Origin of the sequence: Streptomyces adelaidensis (genome assembly GCF_016598475.1) — a bacterium.
In the GTDB taxonomy this organism is placed as follows: domain Bacteria; phylum Actinomycetota; class Actinomycetes; order Streptomycetales; family Streptomycetaceae; genus Streptomyces; species Streptomyces adelaidensis.
On the sequence record NZ_JAEMUX010000057.1, the window covers coordinates 23599 to 43951 of the forward strand.

The window sequence follows — 20353 nt, forward strand, 5'->3', positions numbered from 1 at the left end:
GTTCGCTGGGGTTCGGTTCCGGGCAGGTGCGTCTTTCCAAGTCACCCCGGGCTGTGGTCTGTCGGCTCGGGGTGTACGCCAAGAGGGGTGGGACCTGTGGGGTGAGGGGAGTTCGCCCCCGCCGCCCTTACCCGTCCCAGCCCAGGGGCTGCGCCCCTTCGACCCCGCCGCGCTGCCGCGCTGCCACGGGACTCGGCCCCGGACCCCGCCAGGGGCGCTGCGCCCCGGGACCCCCGTGAGTTCCGAGGCGCGTGCCCCTGGGCCGCCGCAAAGACGATGCCCGCCCCTGGGTCTTCGCCACGTTCGGAAGCGCGCCGCCCTGCCCCGCGCAAGCCCCCCGCCGAATTCCTCACCCAGCCGCCAACCCCGTCTTCAAGCCCGCCCCACACAACGGCACCACCGCCGTACGCCCCCCAAGCGCCCCTTCCCGCACGGCCGCCCAGCACGCCACGCCAGTGGACTCGACGTACAGGCCGCGAGAGGCGAGGTCGCGTTGGGCGTGGCGGATCTGGTCCTCTGTGACGGTGAGGAAGGCGCCGCCGGAGTTGCGGACGGCTCGGAGGATCTGGCGGGCGCGGGGTGGGTGGGGGATGGCGATGCCCTCGGCGAAGGTGGGGGCCGCGGGGGTGACGCCGATGAGGTCGTCGGCGCCCTCGGCCCAGGCATGGGCCAGGGGGGCCACCGCCGCGGACTGGACGGCGTGGAGGGCGGGGCGGCGGTCGATGAGGCCGGCCGCGTGCAGTTCGGCGACGGCGAGGGCCGCGCCCAGCAGCAGGGTGCCGTTGCCGACGGGGACGACGATGACGTCGGGGAGGCGGCCGCCGAGGTCCTCCCACAGTTCGTGGACGTAGGTCTTCGTGCCGTGCAGGAAATAGGGGTTGTAGACGTGGGAGGCGTAGAAGACGCCGTCCGCGTCCGCCGCCTCGCGGGCCGTGCGGGCCGTGGCCTCGCGGTCACCGTCGACGAGGTGGAGCTGCGCGCCGTGCGCCCCGATCTGCTCCAGCTTCTTGGCCGACGTACCGGCGGGGACGTACACCGTGCAGGGCAGCGCGGCCCGTGCGCAGTACGCGGCGACCGCCGTGCCCGCGTTGCCGCTGCTGTCCGCGATCACTCGCTGGGGCTCCAGCCGCAGAGCCAGCTCGGCGAGCAGGACCGCGCCCCGGTCCTTGAAGGACAGCGTCGGCATCAGGAAGTCGAGCTTGGCCTGGATGCCGTCCTTCAGCCCGACGAGCGGGGTCCGACCCTCGCCCAGTGACACCGAGGGCGTCGCGAGGGGGAGGCATTCCGCGTAGCGCCATAGGGAGTTCACCCGGCCGGTCAGGGACTTCAGCGGCGCCGGCGTGGGTGCGAAGTCCAGGTCCAGAGGGCCCCGGCAGGACGGGCAGCACCAGGCGAGGGAGGCGGCGGGGACGCGAATGCCGTCCGTCGGGCAGAAGCGATCCGGCAGAGGTGTCATGAACGCAGAGTAGTTGGGACGGTTGATGGCGGTGCGGCATGACGGGGCGGCATGGCATGGGGACATGGGGCCTGGCATGTGTGACGACGGTCAGTTGTGGCCGTGCGTTGTGGCCGTGGGTTGTGGTGTTTCCGACCCGTGCATCGCCCTGCGTATCTCTCCGTGCATCTCTCTGTGTATCGCCCCGCGTATCGCCCCGGACCGTCCCACGACTTACCATGCGCCCAGTCGTACGTCAGTTCCCACTTCGGTCGGCTCTGTTCGGTTCTGCTCGGCGCAAGGAGTACCTGTACCCGTGGCCACACCCCCGCACCTCGGGCCCCAGCCACCCCATGGCGGTGGCCCGTTTCCGCCGTCGGGGCAGCCGCAGGCCGTGTCCGGGCAGGCGTATCCGTATCAGGTGGGGCCGCAGCCGTGGGGGCAGGCCTGGGGGCAGGGGTATCCGGTGGCGCAGCCGCCTCGGCCCGTCAACGGGTTGGCGATCGCCGGGCTCGTGCTCGGGGTGCTGTGCTTCCTGCCGGGTGTCGGGCTGTTTCTGGGCATCGTCGCGCTGGTGCAGATCCGGAAGAAGGGGGAGCGCGGCAAGGGCATGGCGGTGGCCGGAATCGTGCTGTCGACGGTCGGCGCGCTGCTGATGACGCTCGCGTTCACCACGGGCGGCGCACGCGACGCGTGGGACGGCTTCCGGGACGCGGCGAACGACACGGGAACCGCCTTCGCGGTGGACAAGGGCGACTGCTTCGACACCCCGAGCGGCTCGCTGGAGAGCTACGCGTACGACGTCGACATCGTGCCGTGCGACGGAGAGCACGACGCGGAGGTGTTCGCCAACTTCTCGATGCCGGAGGGCGCCTTCCCGGGCGACGACGCGGTCACCGACGCCGCCGACGAGCAGTGTTACGCGCGCTCGGAGACGTACGCGATGGACACCTGGGCCCTCCCGTTCGACGCCGACGTCTACTACTTCACCCCCACGCGGCAGAGCTGGCGCCTCGGCGACCGCCTGATCACCTGCATGTTCGGCAACATGGACCCCGAGGCCACCCTTACGGGATCGCTGCGACAGGACGAGACGACCCTCGACGACGACCAGTTCGCGTACCTGGAGGCCGACGCGATCCTGAACGAGGCCTACGACGGCCTTCCCGAGGCGGAGTACGTCGAGGACGACCTGGCCGGGCACAAGGTGTGGGCGTCGCGGGTGGTCCAGGCCCTGGAACGGCAGACGCGGGCGCTGCGCGCGCACGACTGGGAGCCCTCCGCCGAGGAGGCCGTCACCGACTACGCGGAGGGCCTGGACAAGGCGCGTGACGAGTGGGCGGCGGCGAGCAAGGCGAGCGACGCCGAGGTCTTCACGGAGCACTGGGACAAGGCGCACCAGTTGACCGATGGCCCGAAGGCGGTCACCGCGCGCGAGGCTCTGGGTCTGGCCGCCGAGTCCCCGACGTACGACGCGGAGGACACCGGCGAGGATGGCGGAGGGAATGACTCCGGTACCGAGGTGTGACGGCGGCCATAGCGGGGAGAAAGTGCCTGCGTAAAGCCCTCACCGGGCGTATGTCATCACATCGAGTGATTCTCTGGCCTTTGCTTGCATGGTGGAACCCACGGTTGCCACGCTGTAGCTGTCTGTACATCCTGATGGGAGCGGCCAGTGACTTTCGGTGAGCAGCCTGCGTACCTGCGCGTCGCGGGTGATCTTCGCAAGAAGATCGCGAGCGGTTCGCTGCCACCGCATACCCGACTCCCTTCCCAGGCCCGCATCAGGGAGGAGTACGGCGTTTCGGACACGGTCGCGCTGGAGGCCCGCAAGGTGCTCATGGCCGAGGGGCTGGTGGAGGGTCGCTCCGGGTCGGGCACGTATGTGCGGGAGCGGCCGGTGCCGCGCCGGGTGGCCCGCTCCGGGTTCCGGCCCGCCGGAGGTGCCACGCCCTTCCGGCAGGAGCAGGCCGATGCCGCCGCGCGCGGCACCTGGGAGTCCCGCAGTGAGCAGGTCGAGGCGAGCGGCTGCGTCGCCGAGCGGCTGGCGATCCAGCCCGGTGACCGCGTGATGTGCACCAAGTACACCTTCCGGGACGCGGGCGAGGTGATGATGCTCTCCACCTCCTGGGAGCCCCTCTCCCTCACCGGCCGCACCCCCGTGATGCTCCCCGAGGAGGGCCCCCTCGGCGGTATGGGTGTCGTCGAGCGCATGGCCGCCATCGATGTCGTCGTGGACAACGTCACCGAGGAGGTCGGCGCCCGCCCCGGCCTCGCCGAGGAGCTGCTCGCGCTCGGCGGTGTCCCCGGGCATGTCGTCCTGGCCGTCCAGCGCACCTATTTCGCCTCCGGGCGCCCGGTGGAGACGGCGGACGTGGTGGTCCCGGCGGACCGGTACCGGGTCTCGTACCACCTGCCGGTGAAGTGACGGCGGCCCGGGGGTGAGGGGCGGCCACCGATAGGTGGGACCGGGGGCGGGCCCAGGGGTGGGTGTCGGCGGGTGGGCGCCGATGGGCGGTGTGCGGTCCGTGGCGGTGAAGTGGCCCCGGCTGCCTGCCCGTTCGGGAAGTCGGCTGGATTCGTGTGTAGGGGGCTGTGGCGCGGGCGTGGGTCAAGTGGCCTTTGCCAGAGGGAAGTTGGGGAAGCTGGGGCTTTCCAAGACCTTGGATTCCATCCGAACGTAGTTCGAATTCGGTCGTTCTTGCCGGCGGGTCGCCGTGCGCTCCGGCAGTCGCCCGTTTTGTGTGAGTGGCGCTGTATCGCTGCTCGTTGAAGCGCTGGGGGGCGCGTGGGTAGCGATCGACGGCGCGTTCGACGGGGTGCGCTCCCTCCGTCTTGGCTGGTTGCGTACCTCTTTGTGAAAAGACGGATTCGCTGCGTGAAGGTTAGGCGTACGCTCGGGCATATGCGGATTGCGGTTTCCTTGGGTGGCGGGGTGCGACGGGGTCCGGGGGCGGGACCTGGACGGGCCTGGGCGGGAAGGAGTGGTGGGGGTCGATGAACGACGGCACGATCACTCTTCCCTGGCTCGTCATAAGGCAGGACGACAACGGCAATCGCTACCGGGTGGGCAGGTACGCGACGCGTTCCGAGGCACAGGACATCGCGGACAGCCTCGACAGTCGCGGCCACAGGCAGCTCTACTGGGTCGAGCGGGTCGGACAGAACGGTCAGAACGGGCAGAGTGGGAGCAAGTGATTCACCCCGCCCGGCGTCCGTTCCCGCTCCCGTAGGCTCCCGCGCATGACCGAACCGATCGTGGTGGTGGGAGCCGCCCTGCTGAGCGACGGGCGACTGCTCGCCGCGCGCCGCAGCGCACCGCCTGAGCTGGCCGGACGTTGGGAACTGCCCGGCGGCAAGGTGGAGCCCGGCGAGCCCCCCGAACAGGCCCTCGTCCGTGAGCTGCGCGAAGAGCTCGGGGTCGAGGCGAAGTCCGCGGAGCGGGTGCCGGGGGAGTGGGCGGTGAAGCCGGGGTATGTCCTGCGGGTCTGGATCGCGCATCTGCTTTCCGGTGAGCCCCGGCCCCTCGAGGATCATGACGAGCTGCGTTGGCTCACCGTCGATGAGGTGTGGGACGTGGACTGGCTGGAGCAGGATGTCCCGGCCGTGATGGAGACGGCGCGGATGGCTTGGGGGGACGGGGGAGGCTGAGCCTCCTTGGGGGTGCGAGGGGTGCCGCCGGACGGGGGGCGTTGTCGCCCCCGCCGCCCCTACCCGTCCCATCCCCAGGGGCGCTGCCCCTCCTGCGCCGGGGGCTGCGGCGCCCCGGAATCCCAGGTGCAGACTCTGGGGGCTGCCGCCCCCGTGCCCCCGCCGGGGTCGTCGGTGGGGGCCACCGTGCGCTGATACCTGTCCGAGCGTCGTGGCTGATCGCGCAGTTCCCCGCGCCCCTTTGGGGCGTGCCCTCGGTTTGCCCGTGCGGGTGCGCTCTCTACGCTGTTCGTGCCACAGTGCGCCCTCGTGCGCGGTACTTCGGGCTGGATATCGGGTATGTGCCCATTAACCCCACGAAACCGGACAGGGTCTGCTTCTGGACTGGGAAGTGATCGGCGTGATCGACAGCGGAGACGACTGCGCCGAGTGGACCTTCCCTGCGGAGCCGGGTGCCGTGCGCACCGCACGTTCTGTCGTCCACCGCCGGCTGCGTGAGTGGGGTCTCGACGCGCTCGGCGACATCACCGTCCTGTTGGTGAGCGAGCTGGTGACCAACGCCCTGCGGCACGCGACCGGGCCCATCGGCGTACGGCTCGTGCGTCCCGCCGGCCCCTCGGGCACTCTCCTTGTCGAGGTTTCCGACCCGTTGCCCGATCTGCCCCTGGAGCGCGCGGCCCATCTCGACGACGAGGGCGGACGGGGTCTGCAACTCGTGGCTTGTTCCTCGCGGGCCTGGGGTACGCGCCCCGGGGAGGCGGGCAAGACGGTCTGGTTCGAGCTCGCGGTTCCCCGCTGAGGGGCACCTGTCGACGTATCGGAAGAAGGTCCTGGTGCATGGCCGGAGCCCGGGGCGTACGAACCGGGGGAGGGGGCGGCTCCCCGGGGCGCGCGTGCGACCGACTGGATCCAGCCAGTAGAGCTGGCTGGAGTCTTTGATTCGAGAGGGCACCGCCTGGTTAGAAGACTTGGGAGTATGTCCCGGCAGGTCCAAAAACGATCGGGACCGTGCTGTGATCGTGAACACCGTGTTGTGCGGCGCCGTAGTGCTGGATACTGCGGGCAGCCGCCCCTGGTGACCGAAGCCGGACGCGGTGAGCTGGAGGGGACGGTTCGCGTGAGCGAGATACCAGCGAAGGCCACGAAGTCCACCGGGTCCAAGGACCCGTCGGACGGCGCGAGGCCCGAGGCCGCAGACGATTCAGGCCTGGGCGGAGCCACTCGCGGCAGCGGGGCCACACGCGACAGGACGGGCGGCGACACGACGCGTCGTACGCCTGTGAGTCGTGCGTCCGGCAGTGGTGCGTCCAGGAGCCGTGGGTTCGGCGAGGGTGTGGTTGCCCGGCGTGCGTCCGGGGGCCGAGCGGCGGCCGAGGCGGGCGGCGGTGCGCCGGGCGGTGCCGACGATGCCGGTGCGTCCGCTGGTGTCATGGCCGGTCAGGGGCCCGGCGACGCCATGTGGCAGACCAGCCCGCCGGGGTCCATGTACGACTACATCAAGGTGGCGTCCTTCTCCATCGGTCCCGACGGACTCGTCGACCAATGGAGTCTGCGTGCCGAGCAGTTGTTCGGCATATCCGCCGAGCGGGCCGTGGGGATGGACCCCATCGATGCCTTCATCGACCCCGACCGGCGTGCCGAGGGCCAGCGGAAGATGGCCGAGATCCTCGACGGCCGGGAGTGGACCGGCGTGGTCCCGTTCCGGGTGCCGGGTCCCGAAGGGGTGGAGGGGCTCGCCGAGGTGTACGTGATGCCCACCACCGTGGAGGGTGGCGAACGGGCCGCCGTGTGCATCGTGGTGGATGTGCGGACTCTGCGCAGGATTGAGACCGACCTTGCCGCTTCGCAGTCGATTTTCAGCCAATCCCCGTTCGGATTCCTTCTGATAGACACCGATCTTCGGGTAAGGCGCGCCAACCAGCGGTTCGCCTCCCTCTACGGCGGCGACGTCGACGACCACCGGGGCCGGGGCGTCCGGGACTATCTCCAGTCCCCGGAGGCCGAGCGGGTCGAGGCGACCCTGCGGCGGGTCATGGAGACCGGCGAGTCGATCACGGACATGCACATCACGGGCTTCCTGCCCGGCTCCGACAAGCGCCTCCACTGGTCCGTCAACCTCTATCGCGTGCACAGCGGCACCGGCCGCCCCATCGGCATCGCCTGGCTCGCCACCGACATCACGGCCCGCCGTTCCGCGGCCCGGGAAGCGGCCGCCGCCCGGCGGAATCTCGCCCTTCTCAACGAGGCCGGCTCGCGCATCGGTAACTCCCTCGACCTGGAGACGACCGCCCGCGAACTCCTCGACGTCGTCGTCCCCGGCTTCTGCGACCTCGCCACCGTCGACCTCTACCAGGGACTCCTGATGGGCGACGAGACCCCGCCCGGCCTCGCCGACGGCAGCGCCGAGCTGCGCCGGGTCGCCTTCGCCAGCGCCGTCTCCGACGCGCCCTTCGTCGGCGGACCGGCCCCGGTGCGCGTCGGCGCGGTCCACCACTACCCGTTCAACTCGCCCTGCGCGGACGCCCTGCGCACCGCCCGGCCCCAGCAGGTGCCCGAGGAGGGCAACCTGATCCAGTCGACGCTCGCCGTGCCGATGGTCGCGCACGACACCGTCGTAGGGCTCGTGCAGTTCTCGCGTACGAAGGGCAGCGAGCCGTTCGGCGAACGGGACGGGGCACTGGCGGTGGAGCTGGCCGCGCGCGCCGCCGTCTGTATCGACAACGCGCGCCTGTACCGCCGCGAACACGAACGCGCCCTCATTCTGCAGCGCTCCCTGCTGCCCCCGGGCGACCCCGAGGCCTCCGGGCTCGACATCGCCTGCCGCTATCTGCCGGGCAACGCGGCCACCGAGGTCGGCGGCGACTGGTTCGACGTCATCGAACTCCCCGGCCACCGCACGGCCCTGGTCATCGGCGACGTGATGGGCCGCGGGCTGCGGGCAGCGGTGGCAATGGGTGAACTTCGTACAGCTGTTCGTACGTTGGCCCTGCTGGACCTCGAACCCGCCGAGGTCCTCTCGGCGCTCGACGAGATCGCCCGTGGCCTCGGTACACCCGGCGGCGGCCAGTCGGCCTCCCGCACGACCGCCGGCCGGCCCCGCGACAAGGACCTTGCCGAGGTGTACCTCGCGACCTGCGTCTACGCCGTCTACGACTCGGTGACCCGCCGCTGCACCTTCGCCAACGCCGGCCATCTGCCGCCCGTACTGGTCGAACCCGGCGAGAGCGCGCTGATGCTCGACGTGCCGCCGGGCATGCCGCTCGGTGTCGGCGGCGAGCCGTTCGAGGAGGTGGAGGTCGAACTGCCCGAAGGGGCACTGTTGGCGCTCTACACGGATGGACTGGTCGAATCCCGTGACCATCCCCTCGACGAGGGCCTCCAGGCTTTCGTCGGCGCGCTCACCGATCCCGCCCAGCCGCCGACCGCGCTGCGCGCCGACACGCCCCGGTCGCTTGAGGACGTCTGCGACCACGTCCTCAACACCCTCGACACCCACCACGGCGAGGACGACATCGCGCTGCTGATGGCACGTGTGCAGGGGCTGCCCGAGGACTCCGTCGGCGACTGGACGCTGCCGCGTGAGCCGCGCAGCGTCGGCCGCGCCCGTGAGTACGCTCGCAGCCGGCTCATGGGCTGGGACCTGGAACCGCTGGTCGACACCGCGGAGCTGCTGGTGAGCGAGCTGGTCACCAACGCCCTGCGCTACGGCGAGGGCGAGATACGGCTCCGGCTGCTCCTCGACAGAACCCTCGTCTGCGAGGTCTGGGACGCCGGTCTCGTCCAGCCCCGCCGTCGCCGCGCCCGCGACACCGACGAGGGCGGCCGGGGCCTCCAGCTCGTCGGCCTCCTCTCCGCCGCGTGGGGCTCCCGCCGGACGCCGCGCGGCAAGACGGTGTGGTTCGAACTGCCGCTGCCCGGTGGGGAGACCGGGCTGACGGATCCGGCGGAGGCGTTGCTGAGCCTGTTCTAGGGGTCGCCTGGGGTTGGTGGACGGCGTCGGGGCGGGGCCGGGGGTCAGAACTGGCCGCCGACCGTCCTACGGCCGCGGGTCGCCGTGCCGCCGAAGCAGGCGGGGCCCCGCGGGTCGCCCCGGCCACCGCCGCCGGGCGCCTCGCCGAGGAGGATTCCGCCCAGGAGGGCTCCGGCCAGGCCGTCGCCGACCGGGCCGCCGTACGGGTTTCCGTACGCCCGTACGTCTTGCTCGGCCAGCTGCCGGGCTTCCTGGGCGTGGGCGAGGGCGAGGTTGAGGGCGCGCTGGGAGTGCGGGGTGGTCTCGGTGGCTGCGGGTGGGGCTGCGGCTCCGGCCTCGGTGTCGGCCTCGGTGTCGGTGTCGGGGGAGGCCGAATCCGCTTGCGCCAAGTGCCGTGCCGCCTCCGCCAGTCGGGTTCGTGCCCTGAATCCCACCGCTCCGCGATGCGTGGTGACGAAGTCTGTCGCGGCGGCCACGGCGCTGTGGGCCGGTAGGAACCAGCGCCCCTGGCGGCGGAGGACATCGAGGGGGTCGTCGTACGGCCCGGCGAAGGGCGCGCCCCGCTTCGCGGCCTCGGTGGCTCGCGCCAGCTCGACGGCGAGCCGCTCCACGCCGGTCACGAACACGTCGGCCTGGTCGATCGCGCCCTCGGCGGCCCGCAGGTGCACGGCCGCGATGGTCAAGTCGCCCGGGTAGGCCGCCTGGCGGGCCCGGTTGAGCTCGGCCGTGGCGAAGACCAGGCGGTCCTTGGCCTGCTCGACATACCCGGTGACGGGGAGGACGGCGGCCGGGGCGTAGCCGTCGCGGAGGGCGGAGAGGGTGGTGGCCGCGGTCGCCGTACGCCCGGTCAACTCGCGGAAGCGGGCCTCCGCGCACACCAGCGCCGGGGTGATGTCCCGCTCCAGTGCCCGGAGTTGATCGAATGCGGGGGTCGCCGTGTCGAGCCGCCGCTGTGCTGTCGTACACCGGGTGAGAATCTCCTCCAACAGGGCCCGCTCCTCGTCGGGAGACAGGGCGTCCGCTTCGTCGTCCAGCCGCTGACCCGCCTGAAAGGCCACGCCCAGCGCGCGCCGCGCGTCCGCCAGGGCTTCTACGAAGGGCTGGGCCGGGTCTTGGGTCGACGGCGTCTCGGCGTAGGGCTGGGTGGTGTCGAGCGCCATCGGCCGCGCTGGGGACGGCTGGGTGGTGTCGGGTGCCGCCGGCGTCTGGGCGTGCGGCTCGGCCTCATCGGGATCCGCCGGGTCCGGCTCGGTGGCGGTACGGCCCGGCCGGGCGGCCGCGAAGCGGAGTTCCTCGGCGCTCGTACGGACGCTGTCGTCGGTGTCGACGAGCAGCCGCTGCGCCCGGCGGTGCAGGTCGGGCAGCGAGGTGACCGGCGCTTCGAAGGCGCCGGTGGGGGTCGTGCGGAGTTGGGCGCGGCGTCTGCGTCGTACGAGTGAGTACACGGCAACGGCGACCGCCACGCCGGCGGCGGCCACCGGCAGCACCAGTTCCGCGGCGGAGGCCTCGTCGGTTCCGGATGCTGCCACGCCGAGCGACCCGCCGAGGGCCGGGGCGACAGGCTGTCCGCCGGCCGGACCGGCGGGCTGCTCTACGGGTTGTCTGTCGGTGGCCGGAGCGGTGGTCTGCTCGTCGGAGGCGGGGGCCACGGATTGCCGACCGGCGCGCGGTGGCAGCGCCTGGCTGCCGGCGTCCGCCTTCGTGGACTCCCTTCCGGCAGCGACCACGGATTGTTCGCCCTCGGCCGGAGGCGCCGGCCCTTGGCCGACGTCCGCCCCCACGGGCCGCTCGCCGACGGCCGAGGGCACCCCTCGCCTGCCGGCGCCCAACTCCGGGGACTCTCCGTCGACGTCCGCCCCCACGGTCCGCTCGCCGGAGGCCGAAGGAACCCCCCGCCCCCCGGCCCCCGGCTCCAAGGACTGTCCCCCGATGGTCGACCCCGTCGCCGCGGGCAGCAGTAGCCAGCCCATGGCGGCCAGCCCCCCGAGCGCGGTGTGGGCCAGGCGCACGGCTATGTGGGACGTGGCGGCTCGCGGTTGGGTTGTTCTCAGACGCGACGTCACATTTGGGAGCGTATGTCCGGTGTTGCGTGGTCGCGAGTGGGAGGGGCGGTCGGCGGGTGGATGGGACTGGTCTCCCAGGGGTGAGGGTGTCATGATCAGCTCGCTGCGCGGGGGAGGTCAAAGGCATCGTGGGAGACGTTTTCATCGGGATCGCCGGGGCGCTCATCGTGGCGTCCACGGTGTGCGCCGTGATCGCGATCCGTACCGGATGGATGCCGCCGTGGCTGCGGCGGACGCTGCGGCCCAGGCTGTGGGGCTACTCGACGCTGATCGGCAATGCCGGGATCTGTTTGTGGCTCTTCGCCTTTCGGGCGGACGGGATGAGTACGCCGGCCGCGCTGGCGGCCGGCGTACTGTTCGCCGCGAACATGGCGATATCGCCCCTCGCGAACCGTCCCGGCCGCGTCCGGCAGGAACCACAGTGACAGTCGGCGGGCGCAGGCCGCTCACCGTGACCGAGCTGGCGCCCCTCGCCCGTGCCGCCCTCGGCCCGGACCGGCGGCTCGTGGCGGTCTCGCGATTGCGCGGCGGCAGCAAGAAGGGCGTCTACCGGCTCACCTTCGACGACGGCGGCACGGCCGTTGCTTACGTCTGGTCCCCGGACGAGGACTACTGGCAGCAGCAGAAGGACAAGCAGAAGAACAAGCAGAAGGACAAGCAGAAGAACAAGAAGAAGAACGAGCAGGAGGGCGGGGGCGCAGGGCACTTCGTCGAATCCGATCCGCGTGATCCCTTCTCGCACGCCTCCGGCATCGAACTGTTCACCGCCGCGCACGATCGGCTCGCCGGTCTCGGGGTCCGTACCCCGCGGCTGCTCCTCGCCGACCGCACCGGCCGTCACCTCCCGACGGACGCGGCCGTCGTCGAGGACGTACGCGACGGGACCCTGGAGGAGGCGCTGGAGCGTGATCCGGGGGCGGTGGCGGGCACCCTGGAGCGGCTGGCAGGGATGCTGGAGACGATGCGTGGTGGTACGCCGGCCGCCCGAGGGTTCGGCAAGGTCTCCGTCGTCGACCAGGGGGCTTCCTCGTACGGCACCTCCTGCGCGGCCGTCGTACGGGACCGGGCGCTGCGGGACATCGCGGAGGCGGCCGGCCGGGACGCGCGTGTGGCTCAGGCGCGTGAGGCGTTCGACGAGCGGGTGCAGGCGCTCGCCTCCGCCGTGCGGCCCCGCGATCATCACACCCTGATCCATGGCGAGCTGGGCCCCGACCATGTGCTGGTCGGGGCCGGCGGGGAGCCCGTCCTGATCGACATCGAGGGGCTGATGTACTTCGACCCGGAGTGGGAACACGCGTTCCTGGAGCTCCGGTTCGGCCCCCACTACGACGTCCTGCGCGCCCCCGGCCTCGACGAGGACCGGCTCCGCCTCTACCGCCTCGCCATGAACCTCAGCCTCGTCGCCGGTCCGCTCCGCCTCCTCGACGGCGACTTCCCGGACCGGGCGTTCATGCGGGAGATCGTCGAGCACAGCCTGCGGCGGGCCCTCACCCTGCTGAGGAACGCCTCCTGATCTTCGAGCCCAGCCACACGAGCGGGTCGTACTTGCGGTCGACGGCTCGCTCCTTCAGCGGGATCAGCGCGTTGTCCGTGATCTTGATGCCCTCGGGGCAGACCTCGGTGCAGCACTTGGTGATGTTGCAGTAGCCGAGGCCGTGTTCGTCCTGGGCGGTCTGTTTGCGGTCGAGACCGGTGTCCTCGGCGGCGTCGAGGGGGTGCATGTCCAGCTCGGCGACGCGCATGAGGAAGCGGGGGCCGGCGAAAGCCGACTTGTTCTCCTCGTGGTCGCGGACGACATGGCAGGTGTCCTGGCACAGGAAGCACTCGATGCACTTCCGGAACTCCTGGGAGCGGTCCACGTCCTCCTGCATCATCCGGTACTCGCCGGCCCCGACTCCCTCCGGCGGCACGAACGCCGGGATCTCGCGCGCCTTGGTGTAGTTGAAGCCGACGTCCGTGACCAGGTCGCGGACCACCGGGAAGGCGCGCAGCGGGGTGACGGTGATCGTCTCGTCCGGCTCGAACACCGACATCCGGGTCATGCACATCAGCCGGGGACGCCCGTTGATCTCGGCGGAACACGAACCGCACTTGCCCGCCTTGCAGTTCCAGCGGACGGCGAGGTCGGGCGCCTGGGTGGCCTGGAGACGGTGGATGATGTCGAGGACCACCTCGCCCTCGTTGACCTCGACCTCGAAGTCCTCGAGGTCGCCGCCCTTCACGTCGCCGCGCCACACCTTGAAGCGGGCCTCGTATCCGCCGCTCATGACCGCGGCTCCTCGTAGCTGCTCACTCGTAGAGCTCCTCTTCGGCGAGGTACTTGACCAGCTCCTCCTTGTCGAAGAGGGCGAGCAGGTCGGGGCGGACGGGTTCGGTGGTCTCACGGGTCAGGGCGATCTGGGCGACGACGGGGTCCGTGGCCGCCGCCGATCCGCCCGTCGGATCGGTCAGCCGGCACAGCAGGTTGATACGGCGCCACTCGCGTTCCATCGCCGGATGGTCCTCGCGGGTGTGGCCGCCGCGCGACTCGGTGCGCTCCAGCGCGGCCCGCGCCACGCACTCGCTGACCAGCAGCATGTTCCGCAGGTCCAGGGCGAGATGCCAGCCGGGGTTGAACTGCCGGTGCCCCTCCACGCCCGCCCGGCGCGCCCGTACGCGCAGGTCGGCCAGCTTCTCCAGCGCCTGCTCCATCTCGCCCTCCCGGCGGATGATGCCGACCAGGTCGTTCATGGCCTGCTGGAGTTCCTGGTGCAGGGTGTACGGGTTCTCCGGCGGGCGCCCGTCCTGCTCGCCGGGCGGCGGTCCCTCGGCGGAGAAGGGCCGCAGGGCCTCCGCGGCGGCCGTGTCGATCTGGTCTTCGTCCACCGGGGGCCGGGCCCCGGTGAGCCCCGCCGCGTACTCGGCCGCGTGCAGCCCCGCCCGGCGGCCGAAGACCAGCAGGTCGGAGAGGGAGTTGCCGCCCAGCCGGTTGGAGCCGTGCATGCCACCGGCCACCTCACCGGACGCGAACAGGCCCGGTACGCCGCGCGCCGCCGCCGTGTCCGACTCGACCGCGATGCCGCCCATCACGTAGTGACAGGTGGGCCCGACCTCCATCGCCTCCGCCGTGATGTCGACATCCGCCAGCTCCTTGAACTGGTGGTACATGGAGGGGAGCCGACGGCGGATGGTCTCGGCCGGCATCCGCGTGGACACATCCAGGAAGACCCCGCCGTGCGGGGAGCCTCGGCCCGCCTTCACCTCGGAGTTGATGGCTCGCGCCACCTCGTCACGGGGCAGCAGCTCGGGCGGGCGCCGGTTGTGGTCCGGGTCGTCGTACCAGCGGTCGCCCTCCTCCTCGGACTGCGCGTACTTCTCCTTGAAGACGTCCGGGATGTAGTCGAACATGAACCGCTTGCCCTCGGAGTTGCGCAGCACCCCGCCGTCGCCGCGTACCGACTCCGTGACGAGGATGCCCTTCACCGACGGCGGCCAGACCATGCCCGTCGGATGGAACTGCACGAACTCCATGTTCAGCAGGGGCGCGCCGGCCAGCAGGGCGAGCGCGTGCCCGTCGCCCGTGTACTCCCACGAGTTCGACGTCACCTTGAAGGACTTGCCGATGCCACCGGTGGAGATGACGACGGCGGGCGCTTCGAGGACGAGGAAACGGCCCGACTCGCGCTCGTAGCCGAAGACCCCCGACACCCGCTCGCCGTCCTTCAGGATCCGGGTGACCGTGCACTCCTGGAAGACCTTCAGGCGGGACTCGTAGTCGCCGGTCTCCTTGTGGTCCTCCTGCTGGAGCGCGACGATCTTCTGCTGGAGCGTACGGATGAGTTCGAGGCCCGTACGGTCGCCGACGTGGGCGAGGCGCGGGTACTCGTGGCCGCCGAAGTTGCGCTGCGAGATGCGCCCGTCCTTCGTACGGTCGAAGAGGGCGCCCCAGGTCTCCAGCTCCCACACGCGGTCGGGGGCCTCCTGGGCATGCAGCTCCGCCATCCGCCACTGGTTGAGGAATTTGCCGCCGCGCATGGTGTCGCGGAAGTGGACCTGCCAGTTGTCACCGGAGTTGACATTGCCCATGGCGGCCGCGATGCCGCCCTCGGCCATCACGGTGTGGGCCTTGCCGAACAGGGACTTGCAGATCACGGCCGTACGGGCGCCCCGCTCACGGGCCTCGATCGCGGCGCGCAACCCCGCCCCGCCGGCGCCGATCACGACGACGTCCCACTCCTGTCGTTCGACCACGGACATCAGAAGCACCTTTTGTCTGTTAGAAGAGGGTCGGATCGTCGAAGACGCCGGACGCGACCAGGTACACATAGAAGTCGGCGAGCGCCACGCTCACCAACGACGCCCAGGCGAGCAGCATGTGACGGGCATTCAGCTTGCCGACCCACTGCCACATCCGATAGCGCACGGGATGCTTGGAGAAGTGCTTGAGCTTGCCGCCGACGATGTGCCGGCACGAGTGGCAGGACAGGGTGTACGCCCAGATCAGCACGATGTTGACGAGGAACACGAGGGTGCCGAGGCCCATGTGGCCCCACTCGTAGTTCTCGTCGCGGAAGGCGAGGACCGTGTCGTAGGTGAGGATCCCGGCGACGAGCAGGGCCGCGTAGAAGAAGTACCGGTGGAGGTTCTGCAGGATCAGCGGGAAGCGGGTCTCACCCGAGTACTTCTTGTGCGGCTCGGCCACCGCGCAGGCGGGCGGCGACGCCCAGAAGCCGCGGTAGTAGGCCTTGCGGTAGTAGTAGCAGGTCAGGCGGAAGCCGAGCGGGAAGATCAGGATGATGATCGCCGGTGAGATGCCCCACCAGCCGCCGAAGATCTCCCAGTTGGGCCCGCCGTGCATGGGCTCGCAGCGCTCCGCCAGACAGGGCGAGTAGAACGGCGAGACGTACGGGGCCGCGTAGTAGTGCGCGTCCGCGAAGGCCCGCCACGTCGAGTACACGATGAAGGCCAGCAGTCCGGCGGCCGTGGCGGCGAGGGCCAGCCACCAGCGGTCGGTGCGCAGATGCGGGGCGGTGATCGCGGCGCGCGTGCCGTCACGCACGCCGCCGCGCTGTGGATGGGGTTCTGTTCCAGGTGGTTCCGTACCAGTGGCCAACGGGGGACTCCCGGTCGGGTTCTTGGCTTCTCGGTCGCTGAGGTCTTCTTTTGGCGGGTCTTCGGCTACGGCGGTCAGGGCGCGCGGCGGTCGCGGGCGCCGAGGCCCTCGTCGTCCGAGTCCGTCCACAGGGAGGTGTCGTACGGGGTGTCGGGGATGGGGACCAGGTCGGGGCGGCGCGGCTTCGCCAGGCCGGGGGCGACCTCGCTGAGCAACGCGACGCTCTCGCGCAGGTGGTCGGCGTCGGTTCGGACGCGGCGTATCTCCAGCCCGCTGCCGCCCAGTTGCTGTTCCAGTCGGCGTACGGACCGGGTCAGTTCGTCCAGGCTGCGCCGGACGGACGTCAAGTCGTCTTGCACGGACATGACTTGCCCTCGCTTTCAGGGGGTGGTGACCCCAAGGCGGCAACGTTCATGCGCCTGCGAGTGTCGCGCGTCACACCTGCCGGTGGGAAGCGGTGTGCGTGGATTGGCCGACGAGAGTTGGTTGCCCACGGGTGCGTGGGGGGTTGCTCGCGCAGTTCCCCGCGCCCCTAAAGGCTAAGGGACCAGGGGCACCCCCGCGCTTTTTAGGGCGCGAAGAACTGCGCGGGAACTGGCGCGAGCGACCACGACTCCCGTGCACCCGCCGACCACCCGACTCCCGTGTTCATCTGCCGACCCATCGGACCCACCTGACGCATCTGACCCATCGGACCCACCTGACCCACCCGAGCTATCGCGCGCCGAAGAGGGGGCGCATTGCGCCGCACGGGTGGGTTCCGGGGCTCTCTTCGCCGTGTCGCCCCCGCCGCGCGAACCTCGTCCACTTCAGTGGGCCGCATCCGTCTGATCAGCTCCATATACCGCCGAACGTGATCAGAGCCCACCCCCGTCCCCGTTCTCCCTCCACGGAGCGAGGAGGTCGCAGTGATGACCCACGACCGCGTTCGACCACGTGCCCTGCGCCGATCGGTGGTGTTTTTGGCAGCAGGCGTACTGACGATTCCCGTGCTGAGCGGGTGCAGTGAGGAGGACCCGGCGGGGAAGCCGGTCGCCGGCCAGGACATCGCCCCGGCCGCGCGGAGCCTGATCGCCGACGGCGGCACCCTGCGCTGGGCCGTGGACGCCGTGCCGGAGACGCTGAACACGTTCCAGGCGGACGCCGGCCCGGCCACCGCGCGGATCGCCGGTGCCGTACTGCCGTCGATGTACCGCCTCGACGTCGGCGGGCGCCCGACGCTCAACGCCGACTACCTGGAGTCCGCGAAGGTCGTCGAGCGCGAGCCCCGGCAGGTCGTGCTCTACAAGCTCCACCAGGAGGCGGTGTGGAGCGACGGCCGGGAGATCGGCGCCGCCGACTTCGCCGCGCAGTGGCGGGCCCTGTCCGGCAAGGACTCCGCGTACTGGACGGCCAGGAACGCCGGCTACGAACGTATCGAGAAGATCGAACGGGGCGACAACGACCTGCAGGTCCGGGTCACCTTCGCCCGTCCGTACGCCGACTGGAAGTCGCTGTTCTCACCGCTGTACCCCAAGCAGGTGATGGGCACCCCCGACTCCTTCAACGACGGCGCCCGCAAGAAGCTCAAGGTCACCGCCGGGCCGTTCGCGCTGAAGAGCGTCGACGACGGTGACGATGAGGACGGCGGGGACGGCGAGGTCACCCTCACCCGTAATCCGCGCTGGTGGGGTCGTCCCGCCAAGCTCTCCAAGGTGGTCCTGCGCGCCGTACCGCGCGAGGAGCGGGCCAAGGCGCTGGCCGAGGACAAGGTCGACGTCGCCGAGATCGACGCCGTCCAGGCCGAGCGGATCATGCTCGCAGGGCGGGACAAGAAGGGGTCGCGGGGCGCCGGCTCGCTGCCCCAGAAGGGTGCGCCCGGCCGGAACGGCCCCCTCGCCCACGGTCCCGCCGCCGAACTGACGCCCGCGAAGTCGCTGCGGTCCTGGGCGATCGCGCACGGCTCGGACGAGGAGGCGGCGGACGACGAGATCGGCGCCCGGGAGGAGCGGCGCGAGGCGATCGCCGCGTACACGGCCGAGCAGTCCGCCCTGCGCGGTTTCACGGTCCGCCGGTCCCTCGAACCCGCCTTCACCCAGCTCGCTCTCAACGGCGCCGAGGGCCCCCTCACCGATGAGCGCGTCCGCCGCGCGGTGGCCCGCGCCCTCGACCGCGAGGAACTCGCCGCCCTCGTCCTGGAACCCCTCGGCCTGCCCGCTGATCCCGTCGGCAGCCACCTCGCCCTCGCCGGCCAGGCCGCCTACGCCGACAACAGCGGCGCCCTCGGCGACCAGGACACCGCCGAGGCGCGGGCCCTGCTCGCCGACGCCGGCTGGGAAAAGGGCGGCCCGCTGAAGAAGGACAAGAAGGCGGCGGGCGCGGAAGGGACGACGGCGGAGGAGAAGCCGAAGGAGGAGAAGAAGCCGAAGGAGGAGAAGAAGCCGAAGGAGGAGCGGGAGCAGGAGCAGGACTCCGGCCCCGACGGCTCCTCCGAGGACGACGACACGTACATCGTCGGCGACGACAACAAGCCGCACGACACCGAGCACGAGAAGGACAACGAGAGGAACAACGAGAGGAACAACGAGAGGAACAACGAGAGGAACAACGAGAGGAACAACGAGAGGGACAAGGGCGATACCGGCGACGACAAGAAGAAGGGGGAGGAGGGCGAGCACCTCGCTCAGGACGGCAAGCAGTTCAAGCCGGGCGGCGCGCCGGGCGCGTACGCCCCGAAGGGGACGCGTGCGCCCGCCGACACCGCGCGCGGACCGCTCGCCAAGAACGGCAAGCCACTGACGCTGCGGTTCGTGCTGCCGTCGGGGCCGGGCACGGAGTCCTTGCGGGCCGTCGGCGAGCGGATCGCGGTGATGCTGGGCCGCGTCGGGATCCGTACGGAGATCTCCAAGGTCGCCGACGAGAGCTACTTCAAGGACCACATCGCGAACGGGCAGTACGACCTCGCGCTGTACTCCTGGCCGACCTCCGCCTACCCCGCCACCGACGCCCGGCCGATCTACGCCAAGCCGGTCCCGGCCGCCGACGGCTCGCTGAGCGTCGAGCAGAACTACACGCGGGTCGGCACGGACCAGGTCGACCAACTGTTCGACCAGGCGGTGGCCACCCTCGACGAGTCCGAGACCCGCTCCCTGATCCGCAAGGCGGACGCCCGCATCTGGGCCGCCGCCGGGTCCATCCCCCTCTACCAGCGGCCCCAGCTCGTCGCCACCCGCACCGGCCTCGCGAACACGGGAGCCTTCGGCTTCCAGACGCCGGTCTACGAGGACATGGGCTTCCTGAAGAAGGGCGCGAAGGGCGCGAAGGGGGCGAAGGTGTCGGCGAGCCCGGCGTTGCGCTGACGGCGCGCGAAAACTGCGATGGCCGGACCCAGGAGGGTCCGGCCATCCTCGTCATCCAAGGTTCACGCGCAACCCAGGATCAGCAGTACCCGTTCTTGGCGGCCCGCTTGATGGTGCCTGCCTTGGGCTTCTCGGTGCACTTGACGGAGCCCTCGGCCTGGACGCTCCAGCTGGTGGCCTTGCCGCTACCCTTCTTCTCGAACCCGGTGCCGCTGGCGTTGCAGGTCTTGGCATCCCAGTAGCCGGAGGCTTTCTTGACGCCGCTGAAGACGACATACGTCCCAGGCTTGTTGAAGTTGAAGGTGACCGACTCGCTCTTCTCGCGGGTCTTCTCGCCCGCCTTGCTGAGCGTCCCCTCGACATGGGCGTCCATGCTGGAAATCACCCAGCTCGCCGAGTAGCTGGCGCCGCCAGTGACCGAACGGCCTGAACTGACCGTCTTGCGGTAAATGGCGGTCTTCGTGTAGGAGCCCGTGGAGTCCTTGGCGATGTTGATCTGCTTGGCGTGGGTGACCACCCACGCCTTGCTCAGACTGATCCACTTGGCGCTCTTGTGGCCGGGCTCACAGATGAGGGGCTTGGCGCTGGCCGTCGACACCGGTCCGAGCACGACGGTGGCCGCTGCAATACCGGTGGCCACGGCCACCGACATCATCTTCCTACTCACAGATGTTGCCGTTCTGCTAGTTTACCCGTCTCGTCTGACGGGGGATCGTCAAATTACACAGGTGTCATCAGGGACCCAAGTGACTTGAGGTGGATTTGAGGTGGGAATGGCCTTCGGTGCGACCCAGCGAGCTCCTA

At 70.7% G+C, this 20353-nt stretch carries 16 protein-coding genes; 9 read left to right on the forward strand and 7 right to left on the reverse strand.

Going from position 1 to position 20353, the window contains the following annotated elements:
• Window positions 1-349: 349 nt before the first annotated feature.
• The gene (locus I8N67_RS27985) at window positions 350-1456 is read right to left on the reverse strand and encodes a pyridoxal-phosphate dependent enzyme (protein WP_200306837.1); all 1107 of its coding nucleotides are present in this window, start codon (window positions 1454-1456) and stop codon (window positions 350-352) included.
• Between the two features lie 295 nt (window positions 1457-1751).
• On the opposite strand from I8N67_RS27985, the gene I8N67_RS27990 reads away from it, so the two are divergent.
• The 6 genes from I8N67_RS27990 to I8N67_RS28015 all read left to right on the forward strand — a co-directional run bounded on the left by I8N67_RS27990 (window position 1752) and on the right by I8N67_RS28015 (window position 9056).
• The gene (locus I8N67_RS27990; protein WP_200306839.1) at window positions 1752-2963 is read left to right on the forward strand and encodes a DUF4190 domain-containing protein; all 1212 of its coding nucleotides are present in this window, start codon (window positions 1752-1754) and stop codon (window positions 2961-2963) included.
• Between the two features lie 147 nt (window positions 2964-3110).
• The gene (locus I8N67_RS27995; protein WP_200306841.1) at window positions 3111-3863 is read left to right on the forward strand and encodes a GntR family transcriptional regulator; all 753 of its coding nucleotides are present in this window, start codon (window positions 3111-3113) and stop codon (window positions 3861-3863) included.
• Between the two features lie 569 nt (window positions 3864-4432).
• Entirely contained in the window at window positions 4433-4633 is a 201-nt protein-coding gene (locus tag I8N67_RS28000) for an SPOR domain-containing protein (protein ID WP_200306843.1), read from the forward strand.
• Between the two features lie 45 nt (window positions 4634-4678).
• Window positions 4679-5086, forward strand: a complete 408-nt coding sequence (locus I8N67_RS28005) for a (deoxy)nucleoside triphosphate pyrophosphohydrolase (RefSeq protein ID WP_200306845.1) — start codon at window positions 4679-4681, stop codon at window positions 5084-5086.
• Window positions 5087-5477: 391 nt separating this feature from the next.
• A complete protein-coding gene (locus I8N67_RS28010) occupies window positions 5478-5885 on the forward strand; it encodes an ATP-binding protein (RefSeq protein ID WP_200306847.1) in 408 nt (135 codons plus the stop codon).
• 276 nt (window positions 5886-6161) lie between these two features.
• Entirely contained in the window at window positions 6162-9056 is a 2895-nt protein-coding gene (locus I8N67_RS28015) for a SpoIIE family protein phosphatase (RefSeq protein WP_372443812.1), read from the forward strand.
• Window positions 9057-9100: 44 nt separating this feature from the next.
• On the opposite strand, the gene I8N67_RS28020 is transcribed toward I8N67_RS28015, so the two are convergent.
• Entirely contained in the window at window positions 9101-11065 is a 1965-nt protein-coding gene (locus tag I8N67_RS28020; RefSeq protein ID WP_200306851.1) for a hypothetical protein, read from the reverse strand.
• A 182-nt stretch (window positions 11066-11247) separates the two neighbouring features.
• Here I8N67_RS28020 and I8N67_RS42995 point away from each other — a divergent pair, with 182 nt between their 5' ends.
• A complete protein-coding gene (locus I8N67_RS42995; protein WP_234046406.1) occupies window positions 11248-11544 on the forward strand; it encodes a hypothetical protein in 297 nt (98 codons plus the stop codon).
• Complete coding sequence (locus I8N67_RS28025; protein WP_307835392.1) at window positions 11541-12632, forward strand: phosphotransferase; 1092 nt, start codon at window positions 11541-11543, stop codon at window positions 12630-12632. The genes I8N67_RS42995 and I8N67_RS28025 overlap by 4 nt, the downstream gene beginning before the upstream one ends.
• On the opposite strand, the gene I8N67_RS28030 is transcribed toward I8N67_RS28025, so the two are convergent.
• The 4 genes from I8N67_RS28030 to I8N67_RS28045 form a co-directional block, all read right to left on the reverse strand.
• Window positions 12607-13386, reverse strand: a complete 780-nt coding sequence (locus tag I8N67_RS28030) for a succinate dehydrogenase/fumarate reductase iron-sulfur subunit (protein ID WP_200306855.1) — start codon at window positions 13384-13386, stop codon at window positions 12607-12609. The genes I8N67_RS28025 and I8N67_RS28030 overlap by 26 nt on opposite strands.
• Before the next feature lie 22 nt (window positions 13387-13408).
• Complete coding sequence (locus I8N67_RS28035; RefSeq protein ID WP_200306857.1) at window positions 13409-15355, reverse strand: fumarate reductase/succinate dehydrogenase flavoprotein subunit; 1947 nt, start codon at window positions 15353-15355, stop codon at window positions 13409-13411.
• A gap of 19 nt (window positions 15356-15374) precedes the next feature.
• The gene (gene sdhC, locus I8N67_RS28040; RefSeq protein WP_200306859.1) at window positions 15375-16211 is read right to left on the reverse strand and encodes a succinate dehydrogenase subunit SdhC; all 837 of its coding nucleotides are present in this window, start codon (window positions 16209-16211) and stop codon (window positions 15375-15377) included.
• Between the two features lie 74 nt (window positions 16212-16285).
• Entirely contained in the window at window positions 16286-16576 is a 291-nt protein-coding gene (locus I8N67_RS28045) for an Rv0250c family protein (protein WP_200306861.1), read from the reverse strand.
• 546 nt (window positions 16577-17122) lie between these two features.
• Here I8N67_RS28045 and I8N67_RS28050 point away from each other — a divergent pair.
• Window positions 17123-19549, forward strand: a complete 2427-nt coding sequence (locus tag I8N67_RS28050) for an ABC transporter family substrate-binding protein (RefSeq protein ID WP_200306862.1) — start codon at window positions 17123-17125, stop codon at window positions 19547-19549.
• A 79-nt stretch (window positions 19550-19628) separates the two neighbouring features.
• Here I8N67_RS28050 and I8N67_RS28055 read toward each other — a convergent pair whose 3' ends face one another.
• Window positions 19629-20189, reverse strand: coding sequence for a hypothetical protein (locus tag I8N67_RS28055; protein ID WP_200306864.1), 561 nt, complete (start codon window positions 20187-20189; stop codon window positions 19629-19631).
• Window positions 20190-20353: the final 164 nt, after the last annotated feature.